At 63.3% G+C, this 17,260-nt stretch carries 14 protein-coding genes; 8 read left to right on the top strand and 6 right to left on the bottom strand.

What is annotated here, in order from left to right; translation table 11 throughout:
- Window positions 1–214: 214 nt before the first annotated feature.
- Window positions 215–640: a tellurite resistance TerB family protein gene (locus NKH21_RS12830; RefSeq protein ID WP_352666076.1), complete on the bottom strand. Its 426-nt coding sequence runs from the start codon at window positions 638–640 to the stop codon at window positions 215–217.
- A 200-nt stretch (window positions 641–840) separates the two neighbouring features.
- Here NKH21_RS12830 and NKH21_RS12825 point away from each other — a divergent pair, with 200 nt between their 5' ends.
- From NKH21_RS12825 to NKH21_RS12815, 3 genes are all read left to right on the top strand, one after another.
- Entirely contained in the window at window positions 841–1,011 is a 171-nt protein-coding gene (locus NKH21_RS12825; RefSeq protein WP_023676480.1) for a hypothetical protein, read from the top strand.
- 100 nt (window positions 1,012–1,111) lie between these two features.
- Window positions 1,112–1,939 (top strand): helix-turn-helix domain-containing protein, encoded by an 828-nt coding sequence (locus tag NKH21_RS12820; protein ID WP_352665968.1) that lies wholly within the window; start codon window positions 1,112–1,114, stop codon window positions 1,937–1,939.
- Between the two features lie 73 nt (window positions 1,940–2,012).
- Window positions 2,013–2,435, top strand: coding sequence for a VOC family protein (locus NKH21_RS12815; RefSeq protein WP_352640468.1), 423 nt, complete (start codon window positions 2,013–2,015; stop codon window positions 2,433–2,435).
- Here NKH21_RS12815 and NKH21_RS12810 read toward each other — a convergent pair.
- Window positions 2,432–3,901, bottom strand: a complete 1,470-nt coding sequence (locus NKH21_RS12810; protein ID WP_352665967.1) for a cobyric acid synthase — start codon at window positions 3,899–3,901, stop codon at window positions 2,432–2,434. The two genes, NKH21_RS12815 and NKH21_RS12810, sit on opposite strands and share 4 nt — an antisense overlap.
- Before the next feature lies 1 nt (window position 3,902).
- Window positions 3,903–4,517, bottom strand: coding sequence for a dimethylsulfonioproprionate lyase family protein (locus tag NKH21_RS12805; protein ID WP_352865324.1), 615 nt, complete (start codon window positions 4,515–4,517; stop codon window positions 3,903–3,905).
- Window positions 4,518–4,668: 151 nt separating this feature from the next.
- Here NKH21_RS12805 and NKH21_RS12800 point away from each other — a divergent pair, with 151 nt between their 5' ends.
- The 3 genes from NKH21_RS12800 to NKH21_RS12790 all read left to right on the top strand — a co-directional run bounded on the left by NKH21_RS12800 (window position 4,669) and on the right by NKH21_RS12790 (window position 7,633).
- Window positions 4,669–5,835: an isobutyryl-CoA dehydrogenase gene (locus tag NKH21_RS12800; protein WP_352665965.1), complete on the top strand. Its 1,167-nt coding sequence runs from the start codon at window positions 4,669–4,671 to the stop codon at window positions 5,833–5,835.
- Between the two features lie 26 nt (window positions 5,836–5,861).
- Complete coding sequence (mmsB, locus tag NKH21_RS12795) at window positions 5,862–6,746, top strand: 3-hydroxyisobutyrate dehydrogenase (protein WP_352665964.1); 885 nt, start codon at window positions 5,862–5,864, stop codon at window positions 6,744–6,746.
- 473 nt (window positions 6,747–7,219) lie between these two features.
- Complete coding sequence (locus tag NKH21_RS12790; protein WP_352668835.1) at window positions 7,220–7,633, top strand: VOC family protein; 414 nt, start codon at window positions 7,220–7,222, stop codon at window positions 7,631–7,633.
- 110 nt (window positions 7,634–7,743) lie between these two features.
- On the opposite strand, the gene NKH21_RS12785 is transcribed toward NKH21_RS12790, so the two are convergent.
- The 3 genes from NKH21_RS12785 to NKH21_RS12775 form a co-directional block, all read right to left on the bottom strand.
- Window positions 7,744–9,123: an aspartate aminotransferase family protein gene (locus NKH21_RS12785; RefSeq protein WP_352865320.1), complete on the bottom strand. Its 1,380-nt coding sequence runs from the start codon at window positions 9,121–9,123 to the stop codon at window positions 7,744–7,746.
- Window positions 9,124–9,377: 254 nt separating this feature from the next.
- Entirely contained in the window at window positions 9,378–11,447 is a 2,070-nt protein-coding gene (locus tag NKH21_RS12780) for a prolyl oligopeptidase family serine peptidase (RefSeq protein ID WP_352865318.1), read from the bottom strand.
- 94 nt (window positions 11,448–11,541) lie between these two features.
- Entirely contained in the window at window positions 11,542–12,702 is a 1,161-nt protein-coding gene (locus NKH21_RS12775; protein WP_352865316.1) for an MFS transporter, read from the bottom strand.
- A gap of 210 nt (window positions 12,703–12,912) precedes the next feature.
- Here NKH21_RS12775 and NKH21_RS12770 point away from each other — a divergent pair, with 210 nt between their 5' ends.
- Window positions 12,913–14,490, top strand: a complete 1,578-nt coding sequence (locus NKH21_RS12770) for a trimethylamine methyltransferase family protein (protein ID WP_023676493.1) — start codon at window positions 12,913–12,915, stop codon at window positions 14,488–14,490.
- Between the two features lie 136 nt (window positions 14,491–14,626).
- Window positions 14,627–17,212: a GcvT family protein gene (locus NKH21_RS12765; protein ID WP_352865314.1), complete on the top strand. Its 2,586-nt coding sequence runs from the start codon at window positions 14,627–14,629 to the stop codon at window positions 17,210–17,212.
- Window positions 17,213–17,260: the final 48 nt, after the last annotated feature.

Raw genomic sequence — 17,260 nt, 5'->3', positions numbered from 1 at the left:
CTTCGGCACGGCGGCCGCCCCGCTGCAATATACGGCCGGCAACAAGCTGCTCTCGGCTTCAGGCTTCATCACCTCGACCATCTACGAGGCCGACGGCCAGACGAAGGAGATCACCTATGCCAACGGGGTGAAGACGTCCTTCACCTATTCGCCGACCCGCCGCTGGCTGAACCGCGTCACCACGGCCAAGGGGCGCCACAATTCTGCTGCTGCCTCAGCCTTGCGACTTCACCACATCGGCCGGGCTGATGTCGAGCAGTTCGAGGGTGCGGCGCAGCAGCTGCATCTCGCTCCCGGCAAGTTGCGAATCGGCCTTGGCGATCTCTGCCATGTGGCGGGCGAGCAGTTTGCGCCGTTCGATGTCGAGGTCGCGAAACTGAGCGATGGCCTGCGAGCCGTTGGTCTCGTAGCCGAACTCGTTGAGATATTCGATGACGCTGTCGATGCTGGTTTCGGGAATGCCGAAGGCGTCCCGGCAGATGCGCCTGAAGGCGGTCATTTCGCTTTCGCTGACCGATCCATCGGCCAGGATCATGCGGAACAGCATCAGCAGCTCCGCCGACAGCACCGGATCGTCCGCCACCTTGCGCACGCCGGGGTCGCCATCGAAGATCGAGCGTATCTGGTCCAGCAATCCCATCGCCGTCAGCCCCTTCCGATTCGTCGGGAAGGTAGCGCGGAATCGGCTTTGCGCAAACGGGGTCGAATGGTGGAACCCGCCATATTTTCTCGCCGGAAACTGCCGGCCAATCCGATAAGCCCGCTGCGTGGGCTCATTGGTGTGTGACCGCGCGACTGATACTATGCCGCTGTACGAATCATGTTGAGGAGGGACCGAACATGAATCTCAGTGCGCCTACCCAGCTTATTTTCATCATATCCCTTGTCATCGCCATCATCGGCGTTCTCGCCGCGCTTGGCGTTCTTGCTTTCATCCCTTTGAATGCCGCGTGGATTGTCGTCATCGCCTACATCGTGCTGGCCGCCGGCTGCCTGATGCGCGGCGCTTAAACAATTCAGAATCTCAGGCAACTCGGAGCGCCCGGCCAAACGCCGGGCGCTTTTGATTCTGCAGGATGGTCTGTTAGAATTCCTGGACGAGGGAAAGCACATGCCCGCCAGCGAAGACGGCAGCCGCCACGACGGCCCAGGGCTCGATCGGTTCGAGATGGTGCGGCGCGCGCCCAGTCATCGGCTTCAGGGCGCCGTCACCGACATATGCGGCTTTCGCGAAACCATTCCAGGCCATTTCCGCGCCGTCGAATATGCCTCGCTGACCGTGCCGCTGGTCATCAGCTTTGCCGAACCCTTTGCCATCGGGCTCGGCAAGGACCCGAGCGACAATGACCGCTTCGCCAGTTTTGCCGCCGGCCTTTATGCCGGCCCGGTGGTGATCGAATCCTTCGGCGGCGCCTGCTGTGTGCAGATCAATTTCACCCCGCTTGGCGCCCGTCGTTTCTTCGGCCGGCCGATGAGCGAACTGACTGACCGCATGGTCGGCCTGGATGACGTGCTCGGCGTCGAAGGCATCGCGCTTCGCGAAAGGCTTGGCAATGCGCCGGATTGGAGCTCACGCTTCGCCATCGCCGAGGCCTTCGTCGCGAACCGGTTGGCAACCGCAGACCGCACTCAAGCCGACATAGTCTGGGCCTATGAGACGATCGTCTCGACGCGTGGGCGGATCCGCATCTCGACGCTGGCCGAAAAGCTTGGCTGGAGCCGCAAGCATCTTACCGGAAAGTTTTCGGACGCGGTCGGCACCGGCCCAAAAACGCTGTCGCGAATTGTCCGCTTCAACCATGCGCTTGGCCTGTCGAGACAGGCCAGCAGCGATTGGGCCGACATCGCCGCCGACTGCGGCTATGCCGACCAGGCGCATCTGGTGCGCGAGTTTCGCGACCTCGCAGGCGTCACGCCGACGACTGTCGCCGTGAGGTAACATTTCTTCAAGACGCGCGACCGGCCTTCGCCCAGACTGGGTTGATCGACCAACACAGCGAAGGAGATCAGCCATGCCGAACACCACCGAAGCACCGCGGCTTTACCCGGCGCTACGCTACAGAAATGCCGGCAAAATGATCGACTGGCTATGCGAGGCCTTCGGCTTCAGCGTCCGCGCCCGCTATGGCGAAGGCGACGTGGTGCACCATGCCGAACTCGCATTCGGCTCCTCGATCATCATGCTCGGCACGGCCCGCGACGATGCCTATGGAAAGATGGTCGGCGCGCCCGGCTCGGGCGGCGGCAAGTCGATCTATGTCGCGGTCGCTGACGCCGACGCGGCATACGCGCGGGCAAAAACCGCCGGCGCCGAGATTCTGGAAGAGCTCACCGACCGCGACTATGGCAGCCGCGAATTCATCTGCCGCGATCCGGAAGGCAATGTCTGGTCGTTCGGCACCTACTGGCCGAAGGCCGACGAAGCCGCCAGCTAACGCGCCAGCCCGAAAATCGCGTCGCAGTCGAGGTGGGTTTCCAGTTCGGCTGCGATCTCGTCCAGTGCCCGGTCGACCTCGGCGCGGTAGTCGATGCCGCCGCCCTTGACGCCGAGGCTTTCGAGGAATTTCGCCCGGAAGGCATCGGCGGAAAACAGACCGTGCATATAGCTGCCCAGCACCTTGCCGTCGGCCGAGATAGCGCCGTCATCGATGCCGTTGATGACGGCGGACGGCCGCAGCGCGTCGGGACCGGTGGTGCGGCCGAGATGGATTTCGTAGCCCTCGAGCGGCAGATCGAACGGCACCGAGCGCGCGCTGACATTGCGCACCGTCTTTTCCGGTTCCATCACCGTTTCGACGTCGAGCAGGCCAAGCCCTTGCGCCTCGGTAACGCTGCCCTCGATGCCATCGGGATCGCGCACGACATGGCCGAGCATCTGGAACCCGCCGCAAACGCCGACGATATGGCCACCGCGTTTCCTGTGCGCGGCGAGGTCGCGGTCCCAGCCGTTCTCGCGGAATTTCAGGAGATCGCCGATCGTCGACTTCGAGCCGGGAATGACCACCAGCCCTGCATCTTCGGGCAAGCGCTGGCCAGGCGGCACGAACACCACCTCGACCTGCGGTTCGGCCTTGAGCGGGTCGAGATCGTCGAAATTGGCGATGCGCGAGAGCACCGGCACGGCGACCTTCAGTGCGCGCTTCTCGCCTGACGCCAGCCGTTCGAGCACGACGGAATCTTCAGATGGCAGCCGCGCCGCCGCCTTCAGCCACGGCACCACACCAAAACAGCGCCAGCCTGTGAATTTTTCGATCGCCTCGATGCCATCGTCGAACAGCGAGACATCGCCACGGAACTTGTTGATGAGATAGCCGACGATCATGCGCCGGTCCTCGTCCGGCAGGATCAGGTGGGTGCCGGCGACCGAGGCAATGACGCCGCCGCGATCGATATCGCCGACCAGGATCACCGGCACGCCGGCGCGCGTCGCAAAGCCCATATTGGCAATGTCGCGGCTCCTGAGATTGATCTCCGCCGGCGATCCCGCGCCCTCGACAATGACCAGATCGGCGTCCTCGCCGACCGTCGCCCAGGAGTCCAGCACCGCGTCCATCAGCCTGCCCTTCAGCGCCTGGTAGTCGCGCGCCCGCGCCTCGCCGAACACCTTGCCCTGCACGACGACCTGAGCGCCGACATCGGTCTGCGGCTTGAGCAGCACCGGGTTCATGTGGACGGTCGGCGCCACGCCGCAGGCGATTGCCTGCAGCCATTGGGCGCGGCCGATCTCGCCACCGCCTGAACCGCCGGGAATATCGGCGACAGCGGCGTTGTTCGACATGTTCTGCGGCTTGAACGGCCGCACTTTCAAGCCGCGCTTCTTCGCCGCGCGGCATAGGCCGGCGACGAGCACCGTCTTGCCGACATCCGAACCCGTGCCCTGCAGCATGATCGCTTTGGCCATATCAGCCCCTGCCCTGCGCAACGGTTCCGGTGATCGTCGACTTGGCCGCCAGTGGCCCACCGCGCCAGAGATAAAGCGCCAACAGCGGCTCCCTGCCGGTGCGCATGGCGTGGCTGACGCCAGAGGCATGGTGGATCACCTCGCCCGCCGATCGAAGGTGAAAACCGCCATCGCCCATGCGCCATTCGGCGCCGCCGGTCAGCGGGATATAGATCTCCTCCGCGACATGATGATGGTCGGGGTAGACGATGTCGGGTCCAAGGATCAGCAGACCGCCCGCGACCTCTTCATTGACGAAATGGCCGCGTGTGCCGAACACCTCCAGCCAGCCGTAATTCTCCACGAAAATCCCGCCGAAATCCGCCTCGCCATAGGTCTGGCCCCAGTGCAGATCGCCGCGACGCTCCGCAACCAGCCGCGCCAACGGCTTGGCCGCAGCGGGAGCGAGTTCGACGATACGGTCAAGCTGGACGAGACAAGGCAGTGCATGCGGCTCGAGCGGCCGACCCGGCATGTCCCAGCCGATCCGGGTCACGGCGTCGCGCACCAGCGCATCGTCGAACGTCTGGAGATAGGCCTGGAAGCGTCCAAGCAGTTCGTCGAAATTTGTCGTCACACATTGCTCCAAAGCACATTCGCGCACAGCGGCTGCCCAGATAATTGGATCGAGACGGTCGGGTTGCGCGGCGGCATCATTGGTCTAGATTGGACTGCGCGCAAAGCCAAAAACGACAGGCCAGCAGGCCGGAAACATCAGGGAGCACGCCATGGACGCCGCTGTCGATGCGGGCACCAGCCAGTTCGAACTCAACGAGGACCAGCGCGCCATCCAGGAGATGGCCGAGGCCTTCGCCGCTGATCGCGTCGCGCCGAATGCGCTCGACTGGGATCGCAACAAATATTTCCCCGCCGATGTGATCCGCGAGACAGGCCCGCTCGGCCTTGGCGGCATCTATGTCCGCGACGATGTCGGCGGCTCAGGGCTCGGCCGGCTCGACGCCGTGCTGATCTTCGAGGCGCTTTCGCGGGCCGATCCGGCGTTTTCCGCCTTCATCTCGATCCACAACATGGCGGCATCGATGATCGACCGCTTCGGCAGCGACGAGCAGCGCCGGCGCTTCCTGCCGAAGCTGACCTCGATGGAATGGCTGGCAAGCTACTGCCTGACCGAGCCGGGCTCGGGCTCGGATGCGGCGGCGCTGAAGACGCGCGCGGTCAAAAGCGGCAGTGACTATGTGCTGAACGGCGTCAAGCAGTTCATCTCGGGTGCCGGCGACAGCGACCTCTATGTCGTCATGGCGCGCACCGGCGCCGACGGGCCGAAGGGCATTTCCACCTTCGTCGTGCCGAACGATGCGCCCGGCCTTTCCTTCGGCGCCAACGAGCACAAGATGGGCTGGCACATGCAGTCGACCCGCCAGGTCGTCTTCGAGGATTGCAAGGTGCCGGCCGAAAATCTTTTGTCGGCTGAAGGCGCCGGCTTCGGCATCGCCATGGCCGGGCTCGATGGCGGCCGGCTGAACATCGCCGCCTGTTCGCTCGGCGGCGCGCAATCGGCGCTCGACAAGGCGCTCGCCTACACCGCCGAACGCAAGGCTTTCGGGTCGAAGATCAACCAGTTCCAAGCGCTGCAGTTCAAGCTCGCCGACATGGAGACCGAACTGCAGGCAGCGCGCGTCTTCCTCTACACCGCCGCTTCGAAGCTCGACCACAAGGCGCCGGATGCCTCGAAATGGTCGGCGATGGCCAAGCGCTTCGTTACCGACACCGGCTTTAATATCGCCAACGACGCCCTGCAGCTGCATGGCGGCTATGGCTATCTGCACGATTACGGCATCGAGAAGCTGGTGCGCGACCTGCGCGTCCACCAGATCCTCGAAGGCACCAACGAGATCATGCGCGTCATCATCGCTCGCGCCCTGATCGGACGGTAAAGCCAGCAAATACCGGGAGAAAAACGATGACCACCATCGCCTTCATCGGCCTCGGCAATATGGGCAATCCGATGGCCGCCAATCTGGTCAAGGCCGGGTATGCCGTCCACGGCTTCGACCTGGTGCCGGAAAACCTCGTCATCGCCAGGGAGCACGGCGTCGTCATCATGGCCAATGCCGTTGCAGCGGTGAAGGATGCCGATGCGGTCATCACCATGCTGCCGGCGGGCAAGCATGTGCTGTCGGTTTACGCAGACATCGCGGCCAAGGCGAAAAAAGGCGCGCTGTTCATCGATTCCTCGACCATCGACGTCGAGTCGGCCCGAAATGCCCATGCCATCGCCGCCAAGCATGGGTTGCTGTCGATCGACGCGCCGGTCTCCGGCGGCACGGGCGGTGCGGCAGCCGGCACGCTGACCTTCATGGCCGGCGGTTCGACGGACGCCTTCGCCAAGGCCGAACCAATCCTCAAGCCGATGGCTGGCCGCATCGTTCATTGCGGCGACGACGGCGCCGGACAGGCGGCGAAGATCTGCAACAACATGATTTTGGGCATTTCGATGATCGGCGTTGCCGAGGCCTTCGTACTGGCGGAAAAGCTCGGCCTGTCGCACCAGGCGCTGTTCGATGTCGCCTCGACGTCGTCCGGCCAGTGCTGGTCGCTGACCACCTACTGCCCGGTGCCCGGCCCGGTGCCGACATCGCCCGCCAATAATGGCTATAAGCCCGGGTTCGCGGCGGCACTGATGCTGAAGGACCTGAAACTGTCGCAGGAGGCCGCACTGAGCGCCGGTGCGGTAACGCCACTCGGCGCGGAGGCAGCCCAGCTTTATGCGCTGTTCAACGCGCAAGGAAATGCCGGCGCCGATTTTTCCGGCATCATTAATTTCCTCCGTGGTGACCCGGTATAAGCTCCAAGTTCACAGGTTTTCGATCTGCCCAAAGCGGAAAGTCGGCAAATTTAGGTTTGCTTAAGCTCTTGCTAACCCTGCAGTAACGATGTGCGTTTAAAACGGATTGCGAGGCGGACATCCGCCCGGCGCTCCGGATCAGGTCTCGCGTACCGGAGCCCGTAAGTTTCGCAAGTGTATTGTTGGCGAAGCGCCATGCGTATCTGGCAAAGCCGCGTTCCGATGGAGCGCGGTTTTTGCATTTTCACCATGTCGTCGGGCTATATTCCGATTGCCGCGTCGCTGACGCGGCCCTTCCGTGCTGTCTCAGTTTGAATTTCCGCTCACGACCTCCACATGAATTTCGGCTCGCCACCATTTCCACCGGGCGGGCTCGAAGCTTGAAGGCAACCCGGTTGCAGACATAGTCTCGAAGACTATTTCGTTAAAGGCTATACGGCCGCACGAATCTCTTCACATATTGAGGTCCCGCAATGGCGCACGAGCCTCGAAAAAGACCATTATTCCGCAAGCTCGATAATCATCTATTGCGCGTGAGCGATCTCGATGCAGCCGTATCGTTCTATAGGGATCGGCTCGGTCATGCCCTCGTTTGGCGGGACGATGAAGCCGCTGGCTTTGCGCTGCCGGAAACCGATGCGGAGCTGGTTGTCCATCTTCATATCGGTCCCGAGACCGACATTCTGGTCGATAACGTGGATGACGCGTTTGAGGAATTCTTGGCGGCCGGCGGTGAGGCTGTGCAACCGCCATTCGAGATCGCGGTCGGACGGTGCGCCCGTGTCCGCGATCCTTTCGGCAACATAGTTGTGATCTTGGACCAATCGAAAGGGATGTTGGTCACTGACGCGGAGGGGCACGTCATCGGTGTCAAGGCGGGCCAGTGATCACGCGTGGTCGTCGATACCGCCAACAGCCTCGCCTGGCGAGCTCTTGCCATAAAGCGGCATTCAAACTCCGGGCGCCCGATTACCGGACGCCCGGCGATCGTTCCACCTTACCGCTTGCACAAATCCGCTTGCGCCACGTCGAGCGCCCTGGCGATGCGGTCGCAGGCCATGTCGATCGTCTCGCGCGTCCAGATCAGCGGCGGTGACAGGATCATCGTGTCGCCGGTGGCGCGCAGCATCATGCCCTGGGCAATTGCGTGGTCGCGAACCATCACCGCCGCGCTGCCGGCCGGCAGGAAGCGCTCCTTGGTTGCCTTGTCTTTGACGATCTCGATCGCTCCCATCAGCCCGAACGAGCGCACCTCGCCGACCAGATCGTGCCCGCCGAGACGTTCCTGCAAAGCCCTGGCGAAGTAAGGCCCGGTGTCGTTCCTGACGCGCTCGACGAAGCCTTCGCGCTCGATGATCTCGAGGTTCTTCAGCGCCACCGCGCAGGCCACCGGGTGCCCGGCATAGGTGTAGCCGTGATAGAATTCGCCGCCCTTTTCGACCAGCGTCGCCGCGATGCGGTCGCCGACCAGCAGCGCCGACAGCGGCTGATAGCCGGAGGTCAGCGCTTTGGCCGTGGTGATGGTGTCGGGCTCGACGCCGAAGGCTTGTGCCGCGAACCACTCGCCGGTGCGGCCATAGCCGGTGATAACCTCATCCAGCATCAGCAGGACATCGTATTTGCGGCAAATGCGCTGCACTTCCGGCCAGTAGCTCATCGGCGGGATCTTCACCCCGCCTGCCCCCATCACCGGCTCGCCGATGAAGGCGGCCACCTTGTTGGCGCCAGCTTCGAGGATCGCGTCCTCGACCGCTTTTGCCGCGCGCAGGCCGAAATCATGGTCGCTTTCGCCGGGCAGTGCCAGCTCATAGGCATAGGGCATCATTACATGGACGATGTTGGGTACGGCGCCGCCGAGCTGCTTGTGCATCAAATCCATGCCGCCGAGCGAGGCGCCGGCGATGGTCGAGCCGTGATAGCCCATCTTGCGTGAGATGACGCGGTTCTTCTCGGGCCTGCCTTCCAGCACCCAATAGTGACGGACCAGGCGCAGCGCCGTGTCGTTGGCCTCCGAACCGGACGAGCCGTAGAACACCTGGTTGATGTGCCTTGGCGCGATCTCCGCCAGCTTTTTCGACAGCAGAACCGGCGTCGGCGTCGAGCATTTGAAGAAGGAGTTGTAGTAGGGCAATTCCTTCATCTGGGCGTAGGCGGCGTCGGCCAGCTCGTCTCGGCCATAGCCGACATTGACGCACCACAGCCCGGCCATGCCGTCGAGGATTTCCGTCCCTTCGGCATCGTAGATGAACGGCCCGTTGGCGTGGGTGATGATGCGCGAGCCGGTCTCGCGCATCTCTTTGTGGTCGGTGAACGGATGAAGGTGATGCGCGGCATCGATCTGCTGAAGCTGCTTCAGCGAATAATTCTGGTAGGTCATGTCTGGTCTTTCCTCTTGAACCAATCCGGCAGCTTTCGCGCCGGGGCGGATTCGTCAGAGGACAGCGGGCGGCGAATAGCCGATGCGGGCGCACAGCCGCAACAGCTCGGCGCGAAGCGTTCGCGACGACGGCGTCACCGCGACCCCAAATGCGCAACCCGATTTCGCCAGCCGAGCCATGCATGTACCTTAGGCTGCCTCGAGCCCTCAGTTCAAGCCGTGCCGGTTAAGCGATGCCGGTCAATTGGTGCCAGTCAATTGGTGCCAGTCAGGGCCCGCTGCAGGAAGACGTACTTCATCGCCGCCTGTGCAGCCTGCGGCCGCCGGTCGCCGCGTCCACCATGGCCGCCCTCGGTCTCCTCGAAGAACAGCGTCTTGCCATGGCCGGCCGCCTGCAGCCGTGCCGCCATCTTGCGGGCATGCCCGGGATGGACGCGATCGTCGGCGGTCGAGGTCGTCAGCAACACCGGCGGATAGGCTGCATCCGTGTCTACATGCTGGTAGGGCGAATAGGCGGCGAGCCAGGCCGCCTCTTCCGGCTTCGCCGGATCGCCATACTCGGCCATCCACGACGCCCCGGGCGGCAGCTCGGTGTAGCGCAGCATGTCGAGCAGCGGCACGTCGATGATCACCGCACCGAACAATTCCGGGTGCTGGGTCAGCGAGACGCCGGTCAGCAGACCGCCATTCGATCCGCCCTGGATGCCCAGCGTCGCCGGTGTGGCGATGCCGCGTTTGACCAGATCTTGCGCGACCGCGGCGAAATCGTCGAAGGCATTCTGGCGATTGGCCTTGAGCGCCGCCTGGTGCCAGTTCGGGCCGAACTCGCCGCCGCCGCGGATGTTGGCCTGGACATAGGCATTGCCCTTCTCCAGCCACAGCCTGCCGCGCACGCCGGCATAGCCGGGCAGCAGCGGCACTTCAAAGCCGCCATAGCCGTAAAGCAATGTCGGCACGGGTCCATGCAAGTCGCGCCGCCTGACGACGAAGTATGGAATCATCGTGCCATCCTTCGAGCGCGCCTCGAACTGTTCGGAGACTAGGGACGACGCATCGAAGCGCGCCGGCTGCGACTTCACCGTTGCCAGCCCCGCGGCGTTGTCGTCCGACCAGATGATCGAGCTCGGCGTCAGGAAATCGGTGAAGGAAAAGGAGACGCTGGAACCGAAATGCTCGGCATGGCTGATGCCGACATTGCCGTTTTCGGGCAACGCCACGGGCTTGAACTCCCAGCCGCTGTCGCTGCGCTTGCCGGCGACGACCTTGCCGCGCACATTGTCCATCAAATTGATGAATAGCCGGTCCTGCGTGCGGGCAATACCGGCGATCGAGACACGGTGCGCCGGCTCGAGCACGGTATCGAGGGATCCGAATAGCCCGGTTTCGATCCAGCGCTCGAAATCGAGTGAATAGAGCCCGTCGGGCTTGCACTGCGTGCCGTCCGGCGCCGTCCATGGGGTGCGCACGCCGAAGAGAAACTGGCCTTGGAATAGCGCCGTATCGGTGACGTCGTCCGGCAGCGGGATACGCCTGTTTTCGCCCGATGGCAGCCGCAGGAAATTGTGCGAGGCGAAGAAGTCGAGGGTCCGGGCGAGGAAGACACGGCGTTTGTCGCCGTCGAATTCGACGGACCCGCCGGCGGCAAGATCCTGCTTCAGCGCCTCGAAGATCGGCGTCGCCGCTTGCAGTGGCGTGCCGCGCCGCCAAAGCTTGACCACGCGCGGATAACCGGACTGGGTCTTGTCGTCCTCCTCGAAAGCGGCGGAAACGATAAGCGTGTCCTCGTCCAGCCAGCTAAAGCTCGATTTCGAGGCAGGAGCGCGAAAGCCGCTATCGACGAACGATCTGCTTTCGATATCGAATTCGCGCATCTCGCTGGCATCGCCGCCATCCGGCGACAGGCTGAGCAGGCAGCGGCTGAAGTCGGGGTAGAGCCGGCTGGCGCCGCTGAACACCCATTTCACCCCCTCTTTCGCCGCCAGACTGTCGAAGTCGATGATCGTCTGCCATTCCGGCTTGTCGGTCTTGTAGGAGGCGACGGTGGTGCGCCGCCAGAGCCCGAGCACGTTCGTCCGGTCCTGCCAGAAATTATAGACATAGCCGTTGATAGCGGTCCCAACGGCGATGTTATCCTCGGCCGTCATCAGGTCGAGCGTCGTCTCGAACGACGTCTGATAGGACGGATCACCCTGCAGCTCCCCCACCGTGATCGCATTTTGGCGATGCACCCAGTCGAGCGCCTGCTTGCCTCGTCTGTCCTCCAGCCATAGAAACGGATCTTCGGTCGCCGGATCCGGCTGGGTCGGGCTGTTCAATTTGGTCATGAGGTCTCCGGTTGAGTCGGGCGTCGGTACCGCCCAGATCGACATGGGGCCGCTTATATTCAAGTCATTGCGTCAGAACGGCGACTTCAGGCATTCACACCATCCGCCGCCGCATGACGGTTGTAGTCGCCAGCGCCAGGCAAATGGCACCGAGCGTCATTGGCAGGCCGCCGGCGCCAATAACATCCATGGCGCTGCCCGCCAGCGGCGGCACGGCGATGCCGCCGACGCCCCACATCAGCGAGAAGGCGGCGTTGCCGGCGACCAGTGCCGAGCCGGTGAACCGCTCGCCGAGCTCGATGATCGACATCGTGTAAATGCCGTAGGAAACCGCGCCCCAGATGAAGACGCACGGCCATATCAATGGCGTCTCGATGAGAACCGGCAACAGCACGCATCCGAGCACCGTCACCGAAACACAGATGAACCGCACCAGCCGCGCCGTCAGCCGTTCCGCCAACAGGCCGAGCGGCACTTGCATAGCGATATTGCCGGCGATCATCACTGACAGCAGCGCCGACATGCGCGCTTCGGCGATGCCGTAGTGCGTTCCGTAGACCGGCAGCAAGGCGAGCACCGCCTGTTCAAAACCGGCGGCCACGACGACCGCCGACAACAGCAGCCAAGCCTGCGGCACGAACCCCAGCACCGAAACCCGGTGCCCGCTCTCGTCGACCTTGGGCAGCCGTGCCAGCACTGAGGCGAGGCAGGCGCCGCAAAACAGGAATGCGCCAATGCCGACCAGAAACGGCGGCCATCCCTCGGTGCCGACGGCAAGCAGGCACAGCGGCCCCGCCGCAAAGCCCGCCGAAATGATCGTCGAATAGATGCCCATGACGCGGCCGCGGCGTGCCGGCGGCGCCAGTGCGATCACCCAGACTTCGCTCAGCACGTAGAGCGGGTTGGTGACGGCGCCGATCAAAAAGCGCAGCGGAAACCACAGATAGACATTTTGCGTCCAGCCGATCAGTGCCAGCACCAGCGCCGAAAGTGCCGCGCAAGTAAGCGCGGTGCGCCCTGCCCCGAAACGGCGCGCCAGCGCCGGAACCAGCGGCGAAGAGACGATGAAGCCGATCGGCGTCATTGCCGCCGACAGGCCGATCATGGCGGGCGAGACGCCCTGGCGCTGCAGGATGAAGCTCAACAGCGGATAGCTCAGCCCTTGCGCGATGGCGAACACTGAGACGGTCGCGATCACGCCGGTGATCGCCGCCCATTGCACTGCCTCGCCGCTGTTCTGTTCCGCCCGGTCCATGATGGAGGATTAGCGTTTCGCTTTCATCGCAGTAAGCACCGGCAACGAAAACCGCTTGCGCCAGCCGGAACGCGATCAAGAGGCTGACGATCCCGCCGGCTGCCCCCAGGGCATGTCGCTTCCCTCGTCCTAGTGGTCGCCGCCTCCGCAATGGCCGGACGGCCGGCAGTCCATTATGCCGCCGCATTGCCGCAGTGTACGAGGACTATCATGACCGCCGCCCTTCAGCCCGCCGAACCGGCACTGGCAAACGACCGCGCCCGTCGCGGCGGCCGCGCGGGGAAGCGTGCCGGCGGATCGGCGGCGTTCGAGCAGCCGCCGTTTCGGCAGTTGAAGAACCCGCTGGCACCGACCCGGCTGGTTTCCGACGACGAGCTGGAATCCATCCATCTCGCCTCTCTGCGCGTGCTCAGGGAAATCGGCGTCGACGTGCTGCATGACGAAGCCCGGCGCATTATGAAGGCGCATGGCGCCGATGTCCGCGAAGGCAGCGAGCGGGTGCGCTTCGACAGCGACATGATCCTGGAACTGGTTGCGCACTGCCCGCCGGAATTCACCATCCACGCCCGCAACCCGGCGCACAATGTGCGCTTTGGTGGCGATAATCTGATCATCTCGATGATGGCGTCGGCACCCAATTGCTCAGACGTCGACCGCGGCCGCCGGCCAGGCAACCAGCAGGACTACCGCAACTTCCTCAAGCTTGCGCAGATGCACAACATATTGAACTGCACGGGCGGCTATCCGGTCGAGCCGATCGACATCCATCCGTCCGTACGCCACCTCGAATGCATCCGCGACCTCGCCACGCTGACCGACAAGATGTTCCACATCTATTCGCTCGGCAAGGAACGCAACGTCGACGGCATCGAGATCACCAGGATCGCGCGCGGCATCAGCCATGAGCAGTTGCTCGCAGAGCCGTCGGTATTCACGATCATCAACACCAATTCGCCGCTCAAGCTCGACGTGCCGATGATGGAAGGCATCATCCAGATGTCGAGCAAGGGCCAGGTGGTCATCGTGACGCCCTTCACCCTGTCCGGCGCCATGGCGCCGGTGACGATTGCCGGCGCGCTGGTGCAGCAGAATGCCGAGGCGTTGTCCGGCATCGCCTTTGCGCAGATGGTGCGCAAGGGCGCGCCTGTCGGCTACGGCGGCTTCACCTCGAATGTCGACATGAAGTCCGGCGCGCCGGCCTTCGGCACGCCGGAATATATGAAGGCGCAGCTGGTCGGCGGCCAGCTCGCCCGCCGCTACAACATCCCCTACCGCACCTCCAACACCTGCGCCGCCAACACGGTCGATGCGCAAGCCGCCTATGAAAGCGTGTTTTCGCTGTGGGGCGCCATCCAGGGTGGCGGCAATCTGATGATGCATGCGGCCGGCTGGCTCGAAGGCGGCCTGCGCTGCTCCTACGAAAAGACCATCCTCGATATAGACCTGTTGCAGATGGTCGCCGAGTTCCTGACGCCGCTCGATCTTTCCGAGGAAGCGCTCGGTTTCGACGCCATCCAGTCGGTCGGCCCCGGCGGCCATTTCTTCGGCACCCAGCACACGCAGGACCGCTACAAGACCGCGTTTTACGCGCCAATCATTTCCGACTGGCGCAATTTCGAGAGTTGGGCGGAGGCGGGATCGCCGACCGCGCTCGAAAAGGCCAATCGCGTCTGGAAGGAACGGCTGGCCTCCTATGAAGAGCCTTACATGGATCCGGCAATCCGCGAGGAGCTCAACGCCTTCGTAGACAAGCGCCGGGCCGAAGGCGGCGCGCCGACCGATTTTTGATCATTGGTTTGATGAACAGTCGACCCTCACTTCGTGTTGATGGCAGGCTGGCCGGAAACATCGCCGTGTCCGATCTCCGCTTTGTTTTCGCGCCCCGCTCACTCGATTCAATCTCTTCAAAAACGGAACTATCTTCATGAAATCTCATGCAAAAGCGGTTGTCATCGGCGGCGGGGTCGTTGGCTGCTCGGTGCTCTATCATCTGGCCAAGGCTGGCTGGACCGACATCATGCTGATCGAGCGTTCGGAGCTCACCTCCGGCTCGTCCTGGCATGCGGCGGGCGGCTTCCATACGCTGAACGGAGATCCCAACGTCGCCAAGCTGCAGGCCTATACGGTGCAGCTCTACAAGGAGATCGAAGAGATTTCCGGCCAGTCCTGCTCGCTGCACCTGACCGGCGGCGTGATGATGGCCGACACGCCCGAGCGCATGGACTTCCTTCGGCTCGCCCACGCCAAGGGCCGCTATCTCGGCATGGACACCGAACTGATCACGCCATCCGAAGCCAAGGCAATGTTCCCGCTGATGGACGAGACGAATTTCGTCGGCGCCATGTGGGATCCAGTCGAGGGCCATCTCGATCCTTCTGGCACCACCCACGCCTATGCCAAGGCCGCCAGGAAGCTGGGCGCCGAGATCGTGTTGCGCAACCGCGTGGTCGAACTGACGCAGGAGGTCGACGGCACCTGGAACGTCGTCACCGAGCAAGGCACGGTCAAAGCCGAGCATGTCGTCAACTGCGGTGGCCTGTGGGCGCGCGAGATCGGCCGCATGGTCGGCGTCGAGCTGCCGGTGCTGGCCATGGAGCACATGTATCTCCTGACCGAGCCGATGCCGGAGGTCGAGGAATTCAACAAGTCGACCGGCCGCGAAATGATCGGCGTCCTCGACTTCAAGGGCGAGATCTATACCCGCCAGGAACGCAACGGCATCCTGCTCGGCACCTACGAGAAGGCCTGCAAGCCGTGGTCGCCGGTCAACACGCCGTGGGATTTCGGTCACGAACTGCTGCAGCCCGACATCGACCGCATCGCACCGTCGCTCGAGATCGGCTTCAAGCATTTCCCCGGCATCGAAAAGGCCGGCATCAAGCAGATCATCAACGGCCCCTTCACCTTTGCGCTCGACGGCAACCCGCTGGTCGGCCCGGTGCAGGGCCTGACCAATTTCTGGTGCGCCTGTGCCGTCATGGCCGGCTTCAGCCAGGGCGGCGGCGTCGGCCTCGCGCTGTCCAACTGGATGGTCCATGGCGACCCCGGCTTCGACGTCTGGGGCATGGACGTTGCGCGCTTCGGCGAATGGGCAACGCTGCGTTATACCAACGCAAAGGTGCGCGAAAATTATTCGCGCCGTTTCTCCATCCGCTTTCCCAACGAGGAATTGCCGGCGGCAAGACCAGCGCAGACGACCCCGCTTTACGACACGATGATCGCCAACAACGCCGTCATGGGCGACAGCTGGGGTCTCGAAACCCCGCTCTGGTTCGCGCCGAAAGGTTCGGAGCCGAAGGACATCGTGTCTTTCCACCGTTCCAACGATTTTGGCCCGATCGGCGAGGAAGTGCGAGCCACCCGCGAGAGGGTCGGCGTCACCGAGATCGCCAACTTCGCCAAATACGAAGTCTCCGGACCAGGGGCCGAGGATTTCCTCAACCGGCTGATGACCAATCGCATGCCGAAGACCGGCCGCATCGTACTGACGCCGATGCTGAACGAGTTCGGCAGACTGATCGGCGACTTCACCATCGCCAAGGCGGGCCCAAGAGGTGGGGAGGACCGCTTCATGATCTGGGGTTCTTCGTCCGCGCAAAAATACCACATGCGCTGGTTCGAAAAGCATCTGCCAAAGGATGGAAGCATCCGCATCCATCGCTTCGACCAGACGCTGGTCGGGTTGTCGATCGCCGGGCCGAAATCCCGCGACCTGCTGCAGAAACTGGTCGATGTCGACATCTCGACCAAGGCCTTCCGCTTCATGGATTTCCGCGAGATGGCGGTCGGCGGCGCGCCGTGCATGGTCAACCGCATCACCTACACCGGCGACCTCGGCTATGAGATATGGATGGCGCCTGCCTACCAGCGCCTTGTCTACAGGGCGATCAAGGAGGCTGGCGAAGAGTTTGGCCTTGTCGATTTCGGCATGCGGGCTTTGCTCTCTATGCGCCTTGAGAAGAACTTCCCGACCTGGTTCCGCGAGCTACGTCCGATCTACGGACCGTTCGAAGGCTCGATGGACCGCTTCATCAAGCTGGAGAAGAACGATTTCATCGGCCGGGAGGCAGCGGCCAGGGTACAGGCGGCGGGGCCGAAGCTGCGCCGCGTTTCCTTTGTCGTCGATGCAGCGGATGCAGACGTCATGGGCGACGAGCCGATCTGGGCCAAGGTCGGCGGCAAGGATTACGGCACCGTGGAAAAGCCGCATGGCTATGGCGCGCCGCGCTTCGACGCGGGCGGCAGGGAAGTGCGCGGCTCGAACGCCGCCGAAGGCGCATCTGCCGTGCGCGGCATTGTCGACGGCGACTGGCGCGTTGTCGGCTGGGTCACCTCCGGCGGCTATGCGCATTATGTCGAGAAGTCGATGGCGCAAGGCTATGTACCGGCAGCACTTGCTGAAAACGAGAGCGCCGGGCTGTTCGAAATCGAAATCCTCGGGCACCGGCGGCCGGCACGCATCAACGTCGAGCCGCCCTTCGACCCGAGCGGCGAAAAGATGAGGACATAGGTGCAGCCAGGCGGTCGCATTGTGCGGAGGATGCTCTTCATGCTAGCG

Source organism: Mesorhizobium sp. M1329 (genome assembly GCF_040318035.1).
Taxonomy (GTDB): domain Bacteria; phylum Pseudomonadota; class Alphaproteobacteria; order Rhizobiales; family Rhizobiaceae; genus Mesorhizobium.
The sequence above is the reverse complement of the archived record's forward strand: the minus strand, read 5'-3'. Positions and strand labels throughout refer to the sequence as shown.

Bases quoted from the DNA above. Each gene is read 5' to 3' on its own strand.
- NKH21_RS12790 (WP_352668835.1), top strand. From the start codon at position 7,220: ATGGCGCACGAGCCTCGAAAAAGACCATTATTCCGCAAGCTCGATAAT.
- NKH21_RS12830 (WP_352666076.1), bottom strand. From the start codon at position 640: ATGGGATTGCTGGACCAGATACGCTCGATCTTCGATGGCGACCCCGGC.
- NKH21_RS12785 (WP_352865320.1), bottom strand. From the start codon at position 9,123: ATGACCTACCAGAATTATTCGCTGAAGCAGCTTCAGCAGATCGATGCC.
- NKH21_RS12770 (WP_023676493.1), top strand. From the start codon at position 12,913: ATGACCGCCGCCCTTCAGCCCGCCGAACCGGCACTGGCAAACGACCGC.
- mmsB (WP_352665964.1), top strand. From the start codon at position 5,862: ATGACCACCATCGCCTTCATCGGCCTCGGCAATATGGGCAATCCGATG.
- NKH21_RS12810 (WP_352665967.1), bottom strand. From the start codon at position 3,901: ATGGCCAAAGCGATCATGCTGCAGGGCACGGGTTCGGATGTCGGCAAG.
- NKH21_RS12775 (WP_352865316.1), bottom strand. From the start codon at position 12,702: ATGGACCGGGCGGAACAGAACAGCGGCGAGGCAGTGCAATGGGCGGCG.
- NKH21_RS12815 (WP_352640468.1), top strand. From the start codon at position 2,013: ATGCCGAACACCACCGAAGCACCGCGGCTTTACCCGGCGCTACGCTAC.
- NKH21_RS12820 (WP_352665968.1), top strand. From the start codon at position 1,112: ATGCCCGCCAGCGAAGACGGCAGCCGCCACGACGGCCCAGGGCTCGAT.
- NKH21_RS12780 (WP_352865318.1), bottom strand. From the start codon at position 11,447: ATGACCAAATTGAACAGCCCGACCCAGCCGGATCCGGCGACCGAAGAT.
- NKH21_RS12765 (WP_352865314.1), top strand. From the start codon at position 14,627: ATGAAATCTCATGCAAAAGCGGTTGTCATCGGCGGCGGGGTCGTTGGC.
- NKH21_RS12800 (WP_352665965.1), top strand. From the start codon at position 4,669: ATGGACGCCGCTGTCGATGCGGGCACCAGCCAGTTCGAACTCAACGAG.
- NKH21_RS12825 (WP_023676480.1), top strand. From the start codon at position 841: ATGAATCTCAGTGCGCCTACCCAGCTTATTTTCATCATATCCCTTGTC.